The 20,046-nt window shown below is 68.6% G+C and carries 9 protein-coding genes; 2 read left to right on the forward strand and 7 right to left on the reverse strand.

Features of this window, described 5'->3' with window-relative positions; all coding sequences use genetic code 11:
* Positions 1 to 120: 120 nt before the first annotated feature.
* The 7 genes from ACFVYL_RS01875 to ACFVYL_RS01905 form a co-directional block, all read right to left on the reverse strand.
* Positions 121 to 696: a GNAT family N-acetyltransferase gene (locus ACFVYL_RS01875; RefSeq protein ID WP_389712310.1), complete on the reverse strand. Its 576-nt coding sequence runs from the start codon at positions 694 to 696 to the stop codon at positions 121 to 123.
* Positions 697 to 782: 86 nt separating this feature from the next.
* On the reverse strand, positions 783 to 1,028 hold the full coding sequence (locus ACFVYL_RS01880; protein WP_389712311.1) for a DUF1049 domain-containing protein: 246 nt from the start codon (positions 1,026 to 1,028) through the stop codon (positions 783 to 785).
* A gap of 132 nt (positions 1,029 to 1,160) precedes the next feature.
* Positions 1,161 to 2,930: a CocE/NonD family hydrolase gene (locus ACFVYL_RS01885; protein ID WP_389712312.1), complete on the reverse strand. Its 1,770-nt coding sequence runs from the start codon at positions 2,928 to 2,930 to the stop codon at positions 1,161 to 1,163.
* A 140-nt stretch (positions 2,931 to 3,070) separates the two neighbouring features.
* A complete protein-coding gene (locus tag ACFVYL_RS01890) occupies positions 3,071 to 4,000 on the reverse strand; it encodes an LD-carboxypeptidase (protein ID WP_389712313.1) in 930 nt (309 codons plus the stop codon).
* Positions 3,997 to 5,979: an LpqB family beta-propeller domain-containing protein gene (locus ACFVYL_RS01895; protein ID WP_389712448.1), complete on the reverse strand. Its 1,983-nt coding sequence runs from the start codon at positions 5,977 to 5,979 to the stop codon at positions 3,997 to 3,999. Before ACFVYL_RS01895 ends, ACFVYL_RS01890 begins: the two co-directional genes overlap by 4 nt.
* A gap of 26 nt (positions 5,980 to 6,005) precedes the next feature.
* A complete protein-coding gene (locus ACFVYL_RS01900) occupies positions 6,006 to 7,391 on the reverse strand; it encodes a M20/M25/M40 family metallo-hydrolase (protein ID WP_389712314.1) in 1,386 nt (461 codons plus the stop codon).
* Positions 7,384 to 8,217, reverse strand: coding sequence for a M55 family metallopeptidase (locus ACFVYL_RS01905; RefSeq protein WP_389712315.1), 834 nt, complete (start codon positions 8,215 to 8,217; stop codon positions 7,384 to 7,386). Before ACFVYL_RS01905 ends, ACFVYL_RS01900 begins: the two co-directional genes overlap by 8 nt.
* A 428-nt stretch (positions 8,218 to 8,645) precedes the next feature.
* On the opposite strand from ACFVYL_RS01905, the gene ACFVYL_RS01910 reads away from it, so the two are divergent.
* Positions 8,646 to 12,941, forward strand: a complete 4,296-nt coding sequence (locus ACFVYL_RS01910) for a LamG-like jellyroll fold domain-containing protein (protein ID WP_389712316.1) — start codon at positions 8,646 to 8,648, stop codon at positions 12,939 to 12,941.
* 240 nt (positions 12,942 to 13,181) lie between these two features.
* Positions 13,182 to 20,042, forward strand: a complete 6,861-nt coding sequence (locus ACFVYL_RS01915) for a polymorphic toxin-type HINT domain-containing protein (protein WP_389712449.1) — start codon at positions 13,182 to 13,184, stop codon at positions 20,040 to 20,042.
* Positions 20,043 to 20,046 lie beyond the last annotated feature (4 nt).

Here is a 20,046-nt window from a genome sequence, read left to right on the forward strand (position 1 = left end):
GGGACCCGCTGACGGAGGTTTCGGGGGCCGGGTTGCCCGCCGGAGCCGCCCCGTACGGTTTGGCGCAAATGGAGTTCGCACCGAAACGGCCGCCCGCCGTACAGAGACCCGCCATGGAGATCAACCGGAACCCGTCGCGTCACCGGTGTCCGTCACCCGCGCCATGTCGTCGGTGACCGCCCAGCGTTCGTGGTCGCGCCAGGCCCCGTCGATGAAGAGGAAGTCCGGCGAGAAGCCTTCGAGGCGGAATCCGGCGCGGCGGACCAGCGCGATCGAGGGGGCGTTGCCCGGCTGGATGTTGGCTTCCAGCCGGTGCAGGCCCAGTTCGCCGAACGCGTACGTCAGGACGAGGCCGAGCCCCTCGCTCATCAGGCCCCGCCCGGCCGCGTGGGCGAAGGCGCCGTATCCGAGGGCGCCGCTGCGGAACGCGCCACGGACGATGTTGTTGATGTTGATGAAGCCGCCGATGTCGCCGCTGCCCCGCTCGTACACCAGGAACCCGGCCCTGGCGGGGTCGTCGGCGAGCTGCCGGGCGTAGGCGCGGTAGGTGTCGTCCGTGCGCGGCGGGAAGAGCCAGGGGTGGTGCAGCTCCCGGCTCTCGCGCGCGCGTGCGGTGAACTCGGCGCTGTCCGCGCCGGTGAGGGGGCGTATCCCCACGTGGGGGCCTTCGGCGAGCGGGGCGGCATGATCGGGCATCCGCCCACGCTATCCGCAGCCGTGGGCTCCGGGCCCGTGGGGTGTCGCCGCGCCCACCCGCGCGGGACGCCCCGTCGACCGCTCCCTCACCTGCGCCTGCGCATGAAGTAGGCCCCGCACAGGGCTCCGATCAGACCCGTGGCGAGCAGCGCCATCCAGAGGGGCACCGTCACCTCGGGGATGAGCAGCCGGATCTTGGTGCTGCGGGTGTTCTCGAAGATGAAGACGAGGGTGAGGACGGCGACCGCGGCGACGGCCACCCTGCCGGGCGTCATCAGCCCGCCGCCCGAGCCGCCGCCCTGGGAGCCGCCCGTGGAGGTGTTGGGGCTCATGATGTGGACCCTTCCATCGGAGGTACGCGGGCCTCCCCCGCTCCCCAGCATGGGCAGCCGGGGAGCGGAGCGCGCGGCGGGGGTCCCTCCGGGGCGGGTCGGTGGGCCGAACGGGTGACGTCAGAGCCGCTCTCAGGGGCGGACGACCGGCAGGTTCAGGACGCCGGTGTCCTTGGGGGCGCTGGTCACCGTCACGGGCTTGACGCCCCTGTTGCCGCCGTACGCGCCGTCGCTCGCGGCCACCACGAACTGCAACCGGTGGCCCTTCTCGTAGCGGTGCACGATGCCGGGCAGCGAGACCGTGAACGGCTTCGTGACGTCCGGCACCCGTACCGGCGCGACGAGGCGGTGGACGAGGGTCTTCTTCCCGTCGGGGGCGACGTCGTACAGCTTGGCGAAGAGGACGAGCTTGTCGGCCGCGTCGCCGGAGTGCTGCACGCGCTCGGTCTTCGGCGAGATCACCTTCAGGGTCGCCCGGGGCGCGCCGACCACGTCCACCGTGTCGGTGAGGGGCTCGGTCGTCCAGTCGAGGTAGGTGCCCTCGGTGTCGTGCGGCGCCGGGTCGGGCAGGCCGATCATTCCGGCGAGCGAGGACTCCGAATGGCTGGTGGGGATCAGCCAGTTGCGGTACTCGCGGCTGCCTCGCGCCACCTTCCCGCGGTTGTCGACGAGCTTGCCGTCCCCGGAGAGGTACAGGGTGCGGTTGCGGGCGGGCACCTTCGCTGCGGTGGCGTACCGGGCGGCGGGGTCGGCGATCCAGTCGCGGTAGTAGGCGAAGTCGGGGCCGGTGTCGGTGTTCTTCTCCTGCTGGAGGTAGCGGCCGAACCAGGCGAGGATGCGCTTGCCGACGTAGGAGGTCTCCAGGTTGCCTGCGGCAAGGTCGAGTTCGCCGGAGGCCGCGTCGTTCGCGCCGCCGCTGTGGCCCCAGGCCTGCCAGATCATCTTGGCCGTGGTGCCCTGGTCCTTGAGCGTCCGGTACGTCGCTTCGGCCTCGTTGAGGTTGAAGAGGCTGTCGGCCTGGCCCTGCACGAGGAGCGTCGGCGCCTTAACCTTGCTCAGGTAGGACACCGGGGAGACGCCGCGCGCGAACGTCTGGAGGGCCTCCGTCTTGTCCGCCGGGTAGCGGCCGGAGTTGAGGGTGCGGATCGTCTCGCAGGCCTTGGTGACGAAGTGCAGGCAGCCGAGTCTGTTGATACGGGAGGGGTCCAGGTTGGGTACGAGCAGCGGCTGGCCCTCGCCGATCAGGTAGAAGCCGTTCATCCACTGCCACTTGGCGGCGCCGGGGACGCTGCGGTCGGCCGTGTTGTTCGGGTCGAGGGAGTACGCGAGGTCGTTCCAGGTGATCATCGGCACGAGGGCGTCGACGCGGTGGTCCACGGCGGCGGTGGCCAGCTGCACGGCGCCGCCGTACGAGCCGCCGATCATGCCGACGCGCGGGTCGCCCTCGGCGTCGGCGGTGACGTAGTCCGCCGTGGTGCCGTCGTCGGCGGCCCGGGTGCCGCCGAGGAAGTCGACGAGCCCGGCGGCCGCCCTGCCGTCGATCCCGGGGTCGTCGAGGGAGATCAGACATCCGGACTTGCCGAAGCCGAGGCCGGAGTAGACGAGCGAGACGTAGCCGCGCCCGGCGAAGGCCTTGCCGATCGCGGCGGTGCCCCCGTCGGACTTGCTGCCGCCGAAGCCGTTGGTGGCGAGCACGGCGGGCGCGGGGTGCCCGGCGTCCACGCCCGCGGGCCGGTACAGGTCGGCGTCGACGGTGCAGCTCCGGCCGCCCGCCTGGACGGTGAACTTCAGGGCGGTGACGGTGTACTGGCCCGTCGCGCCCGCCGGGGCGGGCCCGCCGATCGCGAGCGGCGCGGCGAGCGCCGCCGCGGTGGCGAGGGTCAGGGCACGGCGACGGGACAAGGGGGACCTCCACGCTGAGGACGGCCGACGACCGGCGACTACTGACCGGTAAGAGCCTGCCACGCCATGGTGTGACACGTGTCATGTAGAGGTCAACGACCGTGACAGCGGTTTCTGTCGGGAGTTTCGGGAAAGTGCCCCTACGCCAGTGCCGGCTCGTCCAGCGTCAGCGTCCCCTCGTCCGCGTCCAGTTCGCCCGACACGCCGAACGGAACCGTCAGCGCGCCCTCGCAGTGCCCGAACCCGAACTCATCGGCCACCGGCACGCCGAGGCCACCGAGCCGGTCCGCGAAGAGCGCCCGCAGCTCGTCGCGGGGCCCGCACGCCTCCCACGAGCCCAGCGCGATCCCCGCCACGCCGTCCAGCCAGCCGGCGCGCAGGAGCTGGGTGAGGATCCGGTCAAGGCGGTAGGCCTCCTCGCCGGTGTCCTCCAGGAAGAGCAGGCCACCGCGCGCGGACGCCCGCGCCGCCCGCGTGCCGAGCTCGGCGGCGAGCAGCGACACGCAGCCGCCGAGCGTGACGCCCCGGGCCCGGCCCCCGGTCACCGCCGCCTGCGGTGACCCTGCCCGGATCACCCGGGCCTCCTCGGGAGCGAAGAGCGTCGTGCGCAGGTGCTCCTGGGCCCGCGCGTTCTTGAGGAAGTCGGCCGCGGCGGTCATCGGCCCGTGCAGGGTGGCGATCCCGAGCCGTCGGGCGAAGGCCTCGTGCAGTGCGGTGACGTCGCTGTAGCCGAGGAACACCTTGGGGCCCGCGGCCCGCAGCGCAGGCCAGTCGACGAGGTCGGCCATGCGCTGGGCGCCGTACCCGCCCCGGGCGCAGAACACGGCGGCCACGGACGGGTCGCACCAGGCCCTTTCCAAGTCACGGGCGCGGTCGGCGTCCGCCCCCGCCAGGTACCGGAACTCCGGATGGACATCGCGCACATGCGGCATGACGACCGGGTCCAGGTCCCAGCCGCGCAGGATGTCCAGGCCCGCTTCGAGGCGGTCGTCGGGGACGGGGCCGCTCGGCGCGACGACGGCCACCCGCGCGCCGGGCGTGAGGCGCGCGGGTCGCACGAGGGGTCTCACTTGGCTATCTCAAGAATGGGCACAGGCGCGGCGAGGTCGATCCTGAACACCTGGGCGTACAGGGAGAGTTCGGCCTCCAGGGCGCGGGCCATGGTGTCGGCGCGGCGGAATCCGTGCCCCTCCCCCTCGAAGGCGATGTAGGCGTGCGGGATGCCGCGCCCCTCCATCCGGGCGAGGAAGCGCTCCGCCTGGGCGGGCGGGCACACGACGTCGTCGAGGCCCTGGAGCAGCAGGAAGGGCGCGGACACCAGCTCGGCGTGGCGCACCGGCGAGCGCTCTTCGTACCGCGCAGGGACCTCGTCGAGCGGCCCGACCAGCGACTCCAGGTACTGCGATTCGAAGTCGTGGGTCTCGCCCGAGGCGAATGCGGCGAGGTCGAGCACGGGGTAAATGATCGTCCCGCAGGCGTAGATGTCCGTGCTGGTCAGCGAGACGGCCGTGGTCCAGCCGCCCGCGCTGCCGCCGCGGACGGCGAGCCGGGCGCGGTCGGCGGTGCCCTCGTCGGCCAGGGCGAGGGCGACGGCCGCGCAGTCCTCGACGTCGCCGATGCCCCACTGCTCGCGCAGCCGGTTGCGGTAGGCGCGCCCGTACCCCGTGGAGCCGCCGTAGTTCACCTCGGCGACGCCGATGCCGCGCGAGGTGAAGTAGGCGATGGCCAGGTCGAGCACGAGCGGGGCGCGGCCGGTGGGGCCGCCGTGCGCCCACACCACATAGGGCGGCAGTTCGTCGTCGGGCGCGATGTGCCCCGGGTGGTGCGGCGGGTAGATGTGCGCGTGGATCTCGCGTCCCGCCGGGCCGAAGAAGGTGCGGATCTGCGGTTCCGGGTAGTACGCGGGGTCCACCGGGTCGTCGTGGGCGGCGCCGACGACGCGGGCGCGGCCGGTGCAGGTGTCCAGTTCCACGACCTCGTACGCGCTGCGCGGGCTGGCCGCGACGCCGACCACGCGGGAGCCGTGCGCGGCGACGGTCGCGGACCACTCGGTCCAGGGGCCCGCCGCGTCGACGACCTCACCCGTCTCGGGGTCGAGTATGCCGAGCGCGGTGGCGCCCTTGCCGTGCACGACGGCGACGAGCCCGCTGTCCAGTGGCGCGAACCAGTTCAGGCCGGTCTGCCAGAGGGGTCCGGCGAACTCCTCCTGGCGCGGGCAGAGCGGCGTGGCACCGACGGCGTCCGGGTCCGCCCGGTACAGGTTCCACCAGCCGGTGCGGTCGCTGGAGAAGAGCAGCCGTCCGTCGTGGGCCCATTCGACCTGGGCGACCGATTCGTCGGGGCCGCCCGCGAAGGCCCGCGCCGTGCCGAAGGTGCCGTCGTCGGCCACCTCGGCGAGCATCAGCTCCGTGCCGTCCCACGGCATGCGGGGGTGGTCCCAGGCGATCCAGGCGGCGCGGGTGCCGTCGGGCGACAGACGCGGCCCTGTGACGAACCGGTGTCTGCCGTCGGACAGTTCGCGGACGGCCCGGCGGTCCCCGGCCGCCGACCCGTCGAGCGGCACCGCGGCGATGACGCGCCGCACATCGGTGGGCGCCTCCCCGGTGAACTCCTCCAGGACGCACCAGACTTCGCCCCGCTCCAGGTGGATCACCGGCTCCGCCCAGCGCAGCCCGCCCCCCACGTCCGAGAGCGGCGTCAGGGGCCGCGGCGCGGCGCCGGGCGCGTCGGGCTCGTACGCGTACAGGCGCTGGTCGGCGAAGTCGGCGAAGACCACGAGGGGGCCCCCGGGCCGCTCGGCGCCGGTCCACGGGCGGCCGCCGTACTCGATGACACGGCTGCGCACGTTCCACGGCGCGGGCAGCACCGTGCGCTCCTCGCCGTCGGGCAGCCGCCGCACCAGCGCGCGCCGGCCCGCCTCGGTGGGGCGTGGCTCGGTCCACCAGGTCTCGGCGCCGACGAAGCCCACGTACCCCGGAGCGCCGTCGTGGGTGGCGGCGAGCTCGGCGTCGATCGGCGACGGCCATGATCCGTACGCCCGGGTCTGCATCATGTCCTTCTCTTCCCCCATTGTTGCTAGGCCGTACGCAGAAAACGGTCGAGGACGCGGACGCCGAAGTGCAGCGCGTCGACGGGGACGCATTCGTCGACTCCGTGGAACAGCGCCTGGTAGTCGAAGCCCTCCGGTGTCCTCAGCGGCGAGAAGCCGTAGCCGGTGATGCCGAGCCGCGAGAACTGCTTGGCGTCCGTGCCGCCCGACATGCAGTACGGCACGACGTGCCCCTCCGGCGCGAACTCCTCGACGGCCGCCCGCATCCGGGCATACGTCGGCGAGTCGACCGGCGCCTGCAGCGCCACCTCGCGGTGGTGGAACTCCCAGTCGACGTCAGGGCCGGTGAGCCGGTCAAGCGTGCTGCGGAACTCTTCCTCGCCCCCGGGCAGAAAGCGGCCGTCGACATACGCCACTGCTTCACCTGGGATCACATTCACCTTGTAACCCGACTGCAGCATCGTCGGGTTGGCGCTGTTGCGGACCGTCGGCGCGACGAGGTCGGCCGTCGGGCCGAGCTTCTCCAGGAGGGCGTCCACGTCGAAGCCGGGCGCCTCGGGGTCGGCCTCCAGGCCGTAGAGCGTGGCGAGTTCGACGAGCGAGGCGCGCACCGTCGGGGTGAGCCGCACCGGCCAGCGGTGCTCGCCGATGCGGGCGATGGCACCGGCCAGCCTGCTCACCGCGTTGGCGCGGTTGACCTTGGAGCCGTGGCCCGCCTTGCCGCGCGCGGTGAGCTTGAGCCAGCCGGTGCCGCGCTCGCCCGCCGCGATGGGGTAGAGCTGATTGCCCCGCCCGTCGTGGAAGGTGAACGCACCCGACTCGCTGATGCCTTCCGTGCACCCCTCGAAGAGCCCGGCGTGCCGCTCGGTGAGGAACCCGGAGCCGTCGGCGGCGCTGGCCTCCTCGTCGGCGGTGAAGGCGATCACGAGGTCGCGCCGCGGCCGCACTCCGGCGCGCGCCCAGTTCCGTACGACCGACAGGATCATCGCGTCCATGTTCTTCATGTCGATCGCGCCGCGGCCCCACACGATGCCGTCGCGGATCTCCCCGGAGAACGGGTCGACGCTCCAGTCGGCGGCCTGGGCGGGCACGACGTCCAGGTGGCCGTGGACGAGCAGCGCGTCGGCCGCCGGGTCCGTGCCCTCGATGCGGGCGACGACGTTCGTACGGCCCGGGGTGCGTTCCAGGAGCGTCGGCTCCAGGCCCGCGTCGGCGAGGCGTTCGGCGGCGTATTCGGCGGCGGGCCGCTCCCGGCAGTCGCCGCCGCCGCGGTTGGTGGTGTCGATGCGGATCAGCTCGGAGGTGAACGTCACGACCTCGTCGAGCGCCCGCGCGTCGACGTGGTCGTCGTCCACCGCCCCCTCGGTCTCCGTGCCCCGCTCCCGGATCCTGGTCCCGCACTGGTCACCCATACTGTTCCTCCACGGCGGCAGAGGCGATCGTCGTAACCGCCTTGAAGGTACGGATTCCCTCGTACATGGTCTCGCTGTCGTAGGCGACCTTGCGCTCCCCCGTACGGCGCACACCGGGTACGACCGTCGCGGCCATGGACAGGTGCTCGGCGTCGAACTCGACTTCCACGGTGAACGGGCCGCCCACCACCGGTTCGTGACGCACGGCGAGCGCCGCGGCGTCCTTGGCCGCGGCGCGGATGTCGGCGGCCGTGCGGGCCGGGGTGCGGCAGACCGCGGCGTACCGCGAGACGTGGTCCTTGACGGCGACCTTCAGGGCGCCCGGCGCGTACCCGAGGGCGTCCTCGCAGGCGAGGTCGTCACCGGTGACGAGCACCACGGGCACGCCGTACTCCGCGACCACGTGCGAGTTGAGCAGCCCCTCGCTGGCCCGTACGCCGTTGATCCAGACGCCGGTGATCTGATTGGCGAGGTAGGTGTGCGCGAGGACGCCCTCCATGCCGGCGCCCGCGTGGTAACCGATGAACGCGATGCCGTCCACGTCGCCGTGCTGCACGCCCTCCACCATGGAGAGCGACTTGTGCCGGCCGGTGAGCATCTCGGTCCGCTCGTCCAGCTGCTCCAGGAGCAGATTGCGCATGGTCCAGTGCGCTTCGTTGACGAGTACCTCGTCGGCGCCGCCGTCGAAGAAGCCGAGCACGGCGGCGTTGACGTCCGAAGTGAACATCGCCCGGCACCGCTCCCACTGCGGGGTGCCGGGCAGCACGTCGGCCGGCCAGGTCACTCCCGTCGCGCCCTCCATGTCGGCGCTGATGAGGATCTTCATGCTGTGCCACGTTACGGGGAGAGGAGGAAACCAGCTACGAGGAGCAGTGTCGACTCAGTCTCGATTGCCGATCGAAGCCTCTCGGCCTACGGCGCCTGGGCACGCAAACCTCTAGTGCGCGTGGTGCCGACGACGGGCACCAGGGCAGCGTCGCTGCGTGCACGCCAGCAGTGACCTCGATGGCGCGGCAGAAACCGACGCCGCGCCGGCGACAGGCCTTGCACCATTATTCAACATTATTACGATTTGTGAATGTTATGAAGTCGGCGCCAAATCAGGGGCAACCATGACTAACGGCACATCAGGATCGCCCGACGAGTCCCCTATGCCTGGTTTGCCTTGTCGATCTTTACGTGGCGACTGCATACAGTCCTCGTCTGATTACCCATTAAGGGAATCTTCATCTTTATGTATGAGACAGGTCGAGTATGTGGAGACGCGTGCGCTCGCGCGGAGTTGCAGGGACGTTGGCAGGGCTGGTGACCGGGGCGCTGCTGGCGGGTGTCGCACCGGCCGCACAGGCAGAGCCGGCTCCGCGAGCCGGAACAGCGCCAAAGGCAACAAGGGCGGCAGCATCTGACGGAGCACCGACCGCAGAGGCTGCGCAGAGCGAGGCCAAACGCACTGGCGAGCCGGTCGAAGTGACCTCCCTGCGTGGTGAGGCCAGCGATGTATTTGCGACGGCTGACGGGAATCTGGAGGCCCGGGAGTATCTGCGTCCCGTGCGGGCTCGGGTGGGCGAGGGCTGGAAGCCTGTCGACACCGACCTTGTGAAGACCACGGACGGCGCGGTAGCACCGAAGGCGACAACGGTCGGCCTGGCGTTTTCTGGCGGCGGGGATGCGCCACTGGTGCGGATGACGAAGGCGGGCCGCGAGTTGACTCTCTCCTGGCGAGGGAAGTTGCCCGAGCCCACACTCGACGGGAACAAGGCCACGTATAAGGACGTGCTGCCGGACGTAGACCTGCGAATGGGGGCTCAGGAGGATGGCTTCACCCAGCTGCTGGTAGTCAAGTCGGCCAAGGCTGCTTCCAGTTCGGAGCTGGCCGAGCTGAGGCTGAAGCTTGCCGCTGACGGCATGGATGTCAGGGAGACCGCCGAGGGCGGCGTGGAGGCGGCCGACCAGGGCGCCAAGGGCACGGTGTTCGAGGCTCCCGCGCCGATGATGTGGGACTCCAGCACCGGTACCGACGGCACATCTGCTGGGGGTACCGCGCGTCTGCGCCGTGCCGCACCCGAGAGGGCAGACGGCGACACATCGCCGAAGACGGAACAGGAGCGTGTCTCTACCGAGTCCGGAAAGCTCGCCCCAGTCGGCGTGGAGGTCCCGGACAGCGGCAAGGAATTGGTGCTCACCCCTGACCAGGATGTACTGAAGGGCAAGAACACGCAGTATCCGGTGTTCATCGACCCACAGTGGTACTCGCCGCGCGCTTCGGCTTGGACGATGGCCTCGAAGTACTGGGAGTCCTCGCCGCAGTGGAAGTTCAACGGCGAGAACAATGCGGGCATGGGGTACTGCAACTGGTACTACTGCAAGCCTCTTGACACCAAGCGGCTGTTCTACCGTATTCCGGTGTCGAAGTTCGCCGGCAAGTCGATCCTGTCGGCTGAGTTCGTGGTGAAGAACACCTGGTCGGCATCCTGCTCGGACCGCTCTGTGGAGTTGTGGCAGACCAAGGACATCTCCTCGTCCACGACGTGGAACTCGCAGAACGCCTCCGGATTCTGGAAGAAGAAGCTGTCGTCGAAGTCCTTCGCCTACGGATTTGACGGCTGTTCGGCCAAGGACGCCGAGTTCTCGGTCAAGTCGGCCGTGCAGGACGCGGCAGACGGCAAGGCGTCGACGATGACGTTCGGCCTGCGAGCGGGCAGCGAGTCCGATGCGTACGCCTGGAAGCGGTTCTCGGACAAGGCGTTCCTGCGCGTGAAGTACAACCGCCCGCCGGCCCAGCTGAAGATGTCCCAGCTGACCATGACGTACGGCGGCGTGTGCAAGAGGCCTGACAAGGCTGCACGTGTGCGCTCGCTGGGGCCGATTCGCGCGAACAACGTGACTGACCCGGACAAGGACAAGGTGTCGGTCCAGTTCCAGGCCAAGTGGGACGCGGGTAACGGCAAGACTGGCACCTGGAAGCCCGACCGCACGTCTGCCAAGTCGTCCGGCTCCGACTTCTCTATCGGCCTGCCCAAGTCGATACCGGAAAACAAGCAGGTCAACTGGTATGCACGGGTCTATGACGGCGCGCAGTACTCGCCGTGGTCGTACGCGGGAGACCCGACGGGCTGCTATTTCGTGTACGACACCAAGGTTCCCAGGGCGCCGACGGTGAGCTCGGGCGAGTATCCGGCCTCCGATCCGGAGAATCCGGACGACCCGTGGTACGACGGGGTGGGCAAGTACGGGTCGTTCGAGCTGAAGGCTGCCGAGAAGGACGTGACGTCCTACCGGTACGGCATCAACACTGACCCCAGTTCGAAGAACAAGATCACAACGGCTGGTGGCGACGCGAAGACGGCGTCGGTGCTTCCCGGTAAGCCGGGGCTGAACTTCATCACGGCCCAGTCCTTCGATGCCGCGGGGAACGGCAGCGAGATCCGCACCTATCAGTTCCGGGTCAAGGCAGGACAGCCCGACCGCGCGTCCTGGCAGTTGGACGAGCCCAAGGGGGCCACGGAGGCCAAGGGATCGACGCCGCCGCGCACCGTGCAGATGCACGGTGGGGTCGCGCCGGGTGCACCCGGTGTGCGTGGCTCGGCGGTCTCTTTCAACGGCAGCGACGGTTACGCCGCAACCGACGTGCCGGTCGTCGACACCAGCCGTGGCTTCGCTATCTCGGCTTGGGCGAAGCTGTCGAAGATGCCCGACGGCGCCGCGGTGATCGCCACGCAGCCGGGCAATCACAGCCCTGGGTTCGAGCTGTACTACACCAAGACGTACGACCGGTGGGCGTTCAACCAGTACAAGTCCGACACCAAGGACGCGGGCATCGCGCGGGTCATGGCGGACAAGCCCGGCGGCGTGAACACGGACAAGTGGACCCATCTGGTGGGCTCCTACGACTCGGTGCGTGACGTCCTGGAGCTGTACGTCAACGGCAAGCTCGTCGGCGAGGCTCCGTACGCCGATCCGTGGGAGGCCCGCCGGGGCCTCCAGCTGGGGGCGGGCTCCTACAACGGAGCACCAGCGGCCTTCTTCCCGGGTGCGATCGACGAGGTGCAGCTCTTCGACAAGCCGCTCGCGCAGGACGAGGTCGACAAGCTGCGCGCACACGAGAGCGCAGGTGACCCCGGCCGTCCTGCGGTAGCAGCCTTCGACCTGGACGAAGAAGCCGACGCCAGGGAAATCACCGGACACGGAGGTGTCCTCCCCGCCACGTACCAGGGCGGTGTCACCACCGGTATGCGGGGTGTGTCCGGCAAGGCGGCCAAGTTCGACGGCAACGACGGCTACGCCCGGATCGGCCGGAGCAGTGGACCGCATGTGAACACCTCACGCAGCTTCACCGTCTCGGCCTGGGCCAAGCTCAGCAAGAAGCCGGACGGAGCCGCGATCATCGCCGCCCAGGCAGGCAAGAAGGCTCCCGGTTTCGAGCTGTACTACTCCTCCGCCTACAACCGGTGGGCGGTCAACCAGTACTCCTCCGATGCCGCCGACGCCAAGCCCATCCGAGCCACGCAGCCCGAAGAGGACACGGCGCACGTCGGTGAGTGGGCGCACCTGGTGGGCGTCCACGACACCGTCGCCAAGACCCTGACCCTGTACGTCAACGGAGCCGAGGCCGGCACGACCAAACTGGCCGGGGCGTTCTACGCCGACCAGTCCATGTACATCGGAGCCGGTTCCTACGAAGGGCAGGTCAAGAACCACTTCCCCGGCACCATCGATGACGTGCGGCTGCTGGACCGGCCGGTTTCGGCGGAGGAAGTGCGGCAGATGTTCAAGCAGCGCCCGCTGGTCAGGGGCCGCTGGAACTTCGAGACCGTCAGTGGCACGAGCCCGGCAACCACACCGGACTCCTCCGACGAAGAGCAGCCGATGAATCTCCACGGCGGCGCCAGGGCCGGTGAAGGCATGGTCGACGATCACGGTCTGGAGCTGAACGGCACCAACGGGTACGCGGCCACCAGCGGCGTGCCGGTGGGCACCAGCACCAGCTACACCGTGACCGCCTGGGCCAAGGCAGCCGCGCTGCCCAAGCGCGAGGTCGCCCTCGTCAGTGCCGAAGGCAACCAGCAGAGCGCCTTCACCGTGCGGTTCGTGCCCGACAAGAAGGACCCCGAGGGGCTGGGGCGGTGGGAGCTGGCCATCCCGGACAAGGACGGTTCCAACGCCTCGGTCGAGAGCATCGCCAACACCGAGTTCACCGACGCGCGGGAGTGGAATCACCTGGCGGTCGCCTATGACGGGTTCTCCAAGCAAGCGAGCCTGTACGTGAACGGGGCGCTGCAGGAAGTCGCGTGCGGCGATGCCGACGGCGACGGCGAGGCAGACGAATCCCGCTGCCAGGACCTGGTCTCCTGGTCGCAGGACACGCTGGCCTTCAAGGCGACCAAGTCCCTCCAGGTCGGCCGCACCAAGAACGACGGCGCATGGGGCGAGTACTTCCCGGGAGCCGTCGACGACGTGTGGACCTTCCAGGGTGCCCTGTCCGACGCGCAGATCGAGCGACTGGCCAGCCGCTGGACCGACATCCCAACTGAGGTCCCCACGGACAGCTGAGCTGACCGCTCGCGCGGTGGGGCCCCGCATGCGGGGTCCCACCGCCCGCACGCCCGCACGCCATTTCCGTATCCAGTCACAGTCACCGACACTGCCCCCCCATCCGGCGGGCAGTCAGGCCTGCCGCTCTACGGGCGGCATACAAGGGATCTGATTCACGCAATGAACGGCCGCATATCCAGACCACGTCGTGGCTACAAGAGGCTACGGCGAAGAGTGGCAGTGGCGGTGTCCGCCGTGATGGTGGGCACGCTGCTGCAAGCAGCCACCACTTCGTCCGCGACCGCTGACAGCGGCGGACGGCCCGGACTTCCCTCTGCGGAGAGGCCTGTCAAGGGCCGCGACGGCGCCAAGATGGAGCCGCGCACGTCGGACCACGGGCCGGCGACGCCTTCGCGGAAGCCGAAGGCCACCTGGCCGCGCCCCGGCTCAGCCGTGGTGACCGTGCCGAATGCCGCACCAAAGGCCGCTGGTGCACCGAAGCAGGTCAAGGATCTGCCCTTGTCCGTCGGTGCTCCGAAGGATGCTGCTGCCCGCTCCGCACGCCGTAGCGCCGCGAAGCCCGATTCCGCCGCGCGCGGTGGCGTCGAGGCCCGCGTGTTGAGCCGGAAGACCGCCGAACGAGCAGGAGTGAAGGGCCTGCTGTTCACCCTCGAATCCGGTCAGCGCAAGGCCGACAAGGCTGGCAGGGTCCAGGCGAAGGTCGACTACTCCAGCTTCGCGGAGGCCTTCGGCGGTGACTATGCCTCCCGCCTCACCCTGGTCGAGCTGCCCAGCTGCGCCCTCGAAGTCCCCTCGAAGGACAAGTGCCGTACCGCCAAGCCGGTCCGCACGGTCAACGACACCGAGAAGCAGACCCTGACCGCGAACGCGGTCACCCTGCGCGCCTCCGGTCCGACCGTGCTGGCAGCGGTCGCTGAGGAAGGGGGGAAGAACAGCGACTACAAGGCGACCTCGCTGTCTCCGTCGGCGAAGTGGGACACGGATCTGCGTACCGGTGACTTCTCCTGGTCGTACGACATGCCGGTACCGGAGGTACCGGGTGAGCTGAAGCCCAATGTGGGCCTGTCGTACTCCTCGGGCTCGATGGACGGACGCACGGGCAACACGAACAACCAGGGCTCCTGGGTCGGTGACGGCTTCGATCTGTGGCCCGGCTACATCGAGCGCCGCTACAAGGGGTGCGCCGACGACGGGCAGAAGAACTCCGAGGGCAACAAGCCCGGCGACCAGTGCTGGGACTACGACAACGCGTTCATCACGTTCAACGGAAAGGGCGGAGAACTCGTCCCGGCCGGGGACGAGTTCAAGTTCCAGCAGGACGACGGCAGCCGCATCAAGAAGCTCACGTCCACCAGCCGCGACAACGGGGACAACGACGGCGAGTACTGGCGTCTGACCGATCCCCAAGGCGTGCGCTACTACTTCGGCTACCACCGTCTCCCGGGCTGGAAGGACGGCAAGGCCACCACCAACTCCACGTGGACGGTGCCGGTCTTCGGCAACAACAGCGGTGAGCCCTGCCACAAGGACTCGTTCGCCGATTCCTGGTGCCAGCAGGCATGGCGCTGGAACCTCGACTACGTCGTCGACCCGCGCGGCAACGCCATCGCTTACTACTACGACCAGGAGAAGAACTCCTACGGCCGCAACCTGAAGGCCGAAGATGACACCCCCTACACGCGCGGCGGCTCGCTGGAGCGCATTGAGTACGGCCTGAAGTCCTCCTCCATGTACGGCGGCAAGCCATTGGCCAAGGTTGACTTCACCACGTCGGAGCGGTGCATCGTCGACAGCAAGACGGACTGCAAGGACATCGAGAAGGACGCCTTCTACTGGTACGACACGCCGTGGGACCTGAACTGCAAGGCAGGCAGCAAGTGCGACAAGGGCCGCCTGGCCCCGTCCTTCTTCACCCGCAAGCGCCTAACGGGCGTGACCACCCAGGTCCTCAAGGGTGACACGTACAGCAAGGTCGACTCCTGGAAGCTGCGCCATCGCTGGGGCAAGGCGGACGTCGACTACCAGCTGCTGCTCGGTTCCGTCGAGCGCACCGGCCACACCGCCGAGCCCGCGGTGACGCTGCCGCGGACCAGCTTCTCCTATACCCAGCTCGAAAACCGCCTGGACAAGACAGGCGACGGGTACGCCCCGTTCATCAAGGACCGCCTGGCCACGATCGCTGACGAATCCGGTGGCCAGGTCGACGTCAACTACTCGGCCCCGGCGTGCAAGTGGGACGCACTGCCCACCCCACAGTCCAACACCACACGCTGCTTCCCCCAGTACATCGGCGGAGACTCTGAGGACGACCCCGAGAAGCAGTGGTTCAACAAGTACGTGGTTACCTCCACGACCACTACCGACCGCACCGGCGGCGCACCCGACGCCGTCACGACGTACGACTACCTGAGCGACGCGGCCTGGCACTACGACGATGACGACGGTCTGACGAAGAAGAAGTTCAAGACCTGGTCCCAGTGGCGCGGCTACGGTCACGTCCGCGTGAAGACCGGCGGCCAAGGCGGCGGCGACGCGCTGAAGTCCCAGCAGGATTCCTACTTCCTGCGCGGTATGGACGGCGACCGCAAGGACCCCTCCGGCGGCACGAGGTCCGTCGACGTTGCGCTCGGCGACGACGAGGGCGACCCGATCACCGATCACGAGTCCGCTCAAGGCGTTGAGTACAAGACCGTCGCCTACTCCGGTCCGGGCGGCAAGGTGCTGTCCAAGACGGTCAACCGTCCCTGGCACCATCAGACGGCGAAGAAGGTGCGTGACTGGGGCACGGTGACCGCCAATTTCACCGGTGTCTCCCACAGCAAGACCTGGACCTCGCTGGACGACGGTGCAGGCAAGGACTGGCGGACCACGTCCGTGTCGACGGAGTACGACACCGTCGCGGGACGCCCCGTGCAGGTCGACGACCGCGGTGACAGCGCCACGGCGTCCGACAACCAGTGCACCCGCACCACATACGCCACCAATACCGACAAGAACATCCTGATGCTGCCGTCGCGCGTGGAGACGGTCGCAGACGCGTGCGCTGACACACCGGACCGTGCAAAGGCCGTGGTCTCCGACGTGCGCACCGCCTACGACGGCGGTACCTATGGTGACGCCCCCACCAAGGGCGACGCCACGGCGACCGCCACGCTGAAGAAGCACGACGGTTCCAAGGCCACCTACCTGGAGTCCGGCGCGACCTTCGACGACTACGGCCGCCAGCTGACCACCACTGACCTCACGGCCGACGTCACGGTCACCGGCAGTGGCGACCCGGTCCGCAGCCTGCGCAAGGACGGGCGTACCACTACCACGGCGTATACCCCCACCTCTGGCTTCCCGGCCAAGATGACGGAGACGACGCCTCCGGCAAAGGCAGCCGACCCCGACTCGGCAATGACCGCCGTCACCGAACTGGAGCCGCTGCGTGGCCAGCAGGCGGCCAAGGTGGACACCAACGGCAAGCGCACCCAGTTGACCTACGACGCGCTCGGCCGCTCGGCCAAGGTGTGGCTGCCCGACCGCCGCGCCAGCCAGACCCCGAGCTACGAGTTCACGTACTTCGTCGACGAAGGCAAGCCTGTCGCGGTCCGCACCCAGACCCTGAACAACAACGGCGGCCAGATCCCCTCCTACACGCTGTACGACGGGTTCCTGCGTCAGCGCCAGACTCAGGCGGTCGGCCCGGACGGCGGCCGCATCCTCACCGACACCTTCTACGACGCACGCGGCCTGGCCACCAAGACATTCGCCCCCTACTACACCGAGGGCAACCCGAACCGCGACCTGTTCAAGCCGGACAACGCGCTGAGCGTCGAGTCCCAGACCCGCACCGCCTACGACGGCCTGGGCCGCCCGGTCCAGGAGCAGCAGATCGCCGGAAACGGCGATGGCGGCAAGGTCCTGAGCACCAGCAAGACCCTCTACGGCGGCGACCGCACTACGGTCCTCCCTCCCGAGGGCGACACGGCTACCACGACTCTCAATGACGCCCGCGGCCTCACCACGGAGCTGCGCCATCTGCACAAGCGCAGTGCCAGCGCGGACTTCGACACCACGAAGTACACGTACACGCCGCGCGGCGAACTGGCGAAGGTGACGGATCCGGCCGGTAACACCTGGTCATACGGATATGACCAACTGGGCCGTCAGACAAGTGCTGACGACCCGGACAAGGGCAGGACGACCACCACGTACGACGACCGCGGCCAAGTCACCACGACCGAGGACGCCCGCGAGACCGTCCTGGCCCACGTCTATGACAACCTCGGCCGCAAGACCGAGCTCCGTGAGGGCAGCCCCACCGGCGAGCTGCGCGCGAAGTGGGTCTACGACACCATCCACGGGGCCAAGGGCCAGCTGACCGAGTCCACGCGCTACGTGGACGGGGCGGCGTACACGTCCAAGGTCACCATGCTCGACTCCCTCTACCGGCCGATGAAGACCGCCGTGGTGATCCCGGAGAAGGAGGGTGCCCTGGCCGGCACCTACCAGACCGGCACCCAGTATCTGACCTCCGGTCTCGTCGGAGGCGTGAGCTACTCCAAGGCGGGATCCCTGCCCGGTGGCAGCTACAACACCACCTATGACAAGGAGACCCTGCGTCCCCAGTCTGTCCTGGGCGACGGTTTCAAGGCCGACACCAGCTACTCGCTGACGGGCAAGCCTCTCCAGTACACGCTGGGTGCCACCGACGGAAAGAAGACCTGGGCCACCAACACCTACGAGTGGGGCACGCAGCGCCTGGCCACCTCCCGCGTCGACCGCGAGGACCAGCCGGGTGTCGACCAGCACGACACCTACCGCTACGACGAGGCGGGCAACGTCCTGTCCGTCTCAGATGTGTCCCGCACCGGCACCGACACCCAGTGCTTCAACTACGACTACCTGCGCCGCCTGACCGAGGCGTGGGCCCAGGGCGACAAGACCTGCACCAACACCCCGACCGGTGACAAGATCGGCGGCCCGGCCCCGTACTGGCACTCCTACACCTACGACAAGGCAGGTAACCGCCTCACCGAAGCCCTCCACGACACCAGCGGCGCGACCGACGAGAACGCCAAGGCCGTCAAGCGCACCTACGAGTACCCCAAGCCGGGCGCCCCACAGCCGCACACCTTGACCTCGGTCACCACTCAGGAGCCCGGCGGAACCGCGGCCAAGGACTCTTACGGCTACGACGCGACCGGCAACACCACCACCCGCACCCTGCGCGGTGACACCCAGAAGCTGAGCTGGGACGCCGAAGGCCACCTGGCCAAGGTCACGGAACCGGACGCCAGTGGGAACGGCAAGGCCAAGACCAAGACCACCGAGTACCTCTACGACACCGACGGCAACCGCCTGATCGCCCGGACTCCGATGGAGACCACCCTCTACCTCGGCCACACCGAAATCACCCTCCCCAAGGGCGCCTCGAAGGCCAAGGCCACCCGCTACACCCCCCTGGGCGGCGGCCACGAAGCCGTCACCGCGGACGACGGCACGGTCACGTTCACCACCGCCGACCACCAGGGAACGGGCCAGCTCTCCATCGCTGCAGCGGACTTGAAGTCGACCCAGCGTCGCACGCTGCCCTTCGGCGGACCGCGCGGCGAAAAGCCCACATCCTGGCCCGGTACGAAGACCTTTGTCGGCGGCACCGACGACACAGCCTCCACAGGCCTGATCCACCTCGGTGCCCGCGAATACGACCCCGCCACAGGCCGCTTCATCTCTGTCGACCCCGTCATGGACCTGACGGACCCCCAGCAGATGAACGGCTACGCCTACGGCAACAACAGCCCTCTGGTGTATGCCGACCCATCGGGCAAGTTCTCGATCTCCGGCATCTTCGGTGGTATCGGTAAGGCAATCAATAAGCTGGCCAAGAGAGCTGTCTCATACCTCCGCTCGGATAGTAATGCCAGCAGCAGCTTCGGCGGCGGAGGCGGAGGCGGCAGGAACATCGGTGGCGGCTACTGGGGCGGTGGCGGGTCGACGAGCAACGCCCTGTACACCGGCGGTGGAAGCGGCCGGATGGTCCAGACAGGAGCTTCCCTCCCCTTCAATCCGTTCAAGTTCCTGGACCGTGGCAACCCCGCCTCGAAGGAGTTCCTCGGTAACGCGCTGGACACGGGCAAGGATCTGTTCACTCCCGACTTCAACTCGTGGAAAACCTGCGGGTCACACCCCGGGGTCACCGTCGAATGCGCCGAGACGGGAATGGATCTTCTCCCGTGGGGAAAGATCCTCAAACCACTCGAGAAAATAGCTAAGGGCCTCAAGAAAGCGGAAAAGGGAGAGGAAGCAACAGGCAAGGCACGGAAGGGCACGCCTTCCGGCTGCAAGTGCTTCCTGGCCGGTACCGGCGTCCTCATGGCCGACGGCTCAACCAAGAAGATCGAGGATGTCGAACTCGGCGACAAGGTCCTGGCCGCTGACCCGGAAACCGGCGAGACCAGCGAACGTGAAGTCACCGCGGCCATCGTCACGGACGACGACAAGCAGTTCACCGAACTCACCATCGCCACGCCTGATGGCCCCGAAAAGCTGACCGCCACCTACGAGCATCCCTTCTGGTCGGTCGACCAGAAGGCCTGGGTCAAGGCTGGAGACCTCAAGCTCGGCACGACCCTACGCACGGACGACGACCGCACTGTCGCCGTGACCGCCACCCGTCAGTACCTGGACCACCAGCGCACCTATAACCTCACCATCGAGGGCCTGCACACGTACTATGTGCTGGCGGGGACCACGCCGGTACTGGTGCATAACTCGAATGGCTTGTGCGGAACCGCAGCTCTGGATAATGGAGACTGGCAGCACATCGTTGACCGTCACCGGCCCGGAGGTGGACTGGTCGACGACGCGGCTGGAATCTTTACCGGCAAGGCGAAGCATGTTCGCCGACGAATAGCCGACACAATCAACCGCGGAACACCTAAGCCCAATACTCCGGATCCTGTTACAGGTGCATCGCGCCCTGGCCAGATCTACGAGTGGGATTTCGGAACCCCTGTCGGGAGGGCTGGTTCGGCAAATGGCGGCGGCGAGCTAACTGGCGTCCGCGTAATCGTTAACGACGGAAAGGTCGTAACGGCGTTTCCGTACTAGGTGT

This window comes from Streptomyces sp. NPDC058308, from assembly GCF_042880275.1.
Lineage (GTDB): Bacteria > Actinomycetota > Actinomycetes > Streptomycetales > Streptomycetaceae > Streptomyces.

Coding starts and splice junctions, on each gene's coding strand:
- ACFVYL_RS01875 (WP_389712310.1), bottom strand. CDS start 696: ATGCCCGATCATGCCGCCCCGCTCGCCGAAGGCCCCCACGTGGGGATA.
- ACFVYL_RS01880 (WP_389712311.1), bottom strand. CDS start 1,028: ATGAGCCCCAACACCTCCACGGGCGGCTCCCAGGGCGGCGGCTCGGGC.
- ACFVYL_RS01895 (WP_389712448.1), bottom strand. CDS start 5,979: ATGCAGACCCGGGCGTACGGATCATGGCCGTCGCCGATCGACGCCGAG.
- ACFVYL_RS01900 (WP_389712314.1), bottom strand. CDS start 7,391: ATGGGTGACCAGTGCGGGACCAGGATCCGGGAGCGGGGCACGGAGACC.
- ACFVYL_RS01905 (WP_389712315.1), bottom strand. CDS start 8,217: ATGAAGATCCTCATCAGCGCCGACATGGAGGGCGCGACGGGAGTGACC.
- ACFVYL_RS01910 (WP_389712316.1), top strand. CDS start 8,646: ATGTGGAGACGCGTGCGCTCGCGCGGAGTTGCAGGGACGTTGGCAGGG.
- ACFVYL_RS01915 (WP_389712449.1), top strand. CDS start 13,182: ATGGTGGGCACGCTGCTGCAAGCAGCCACCACTTCGTCCGCGACCGCT.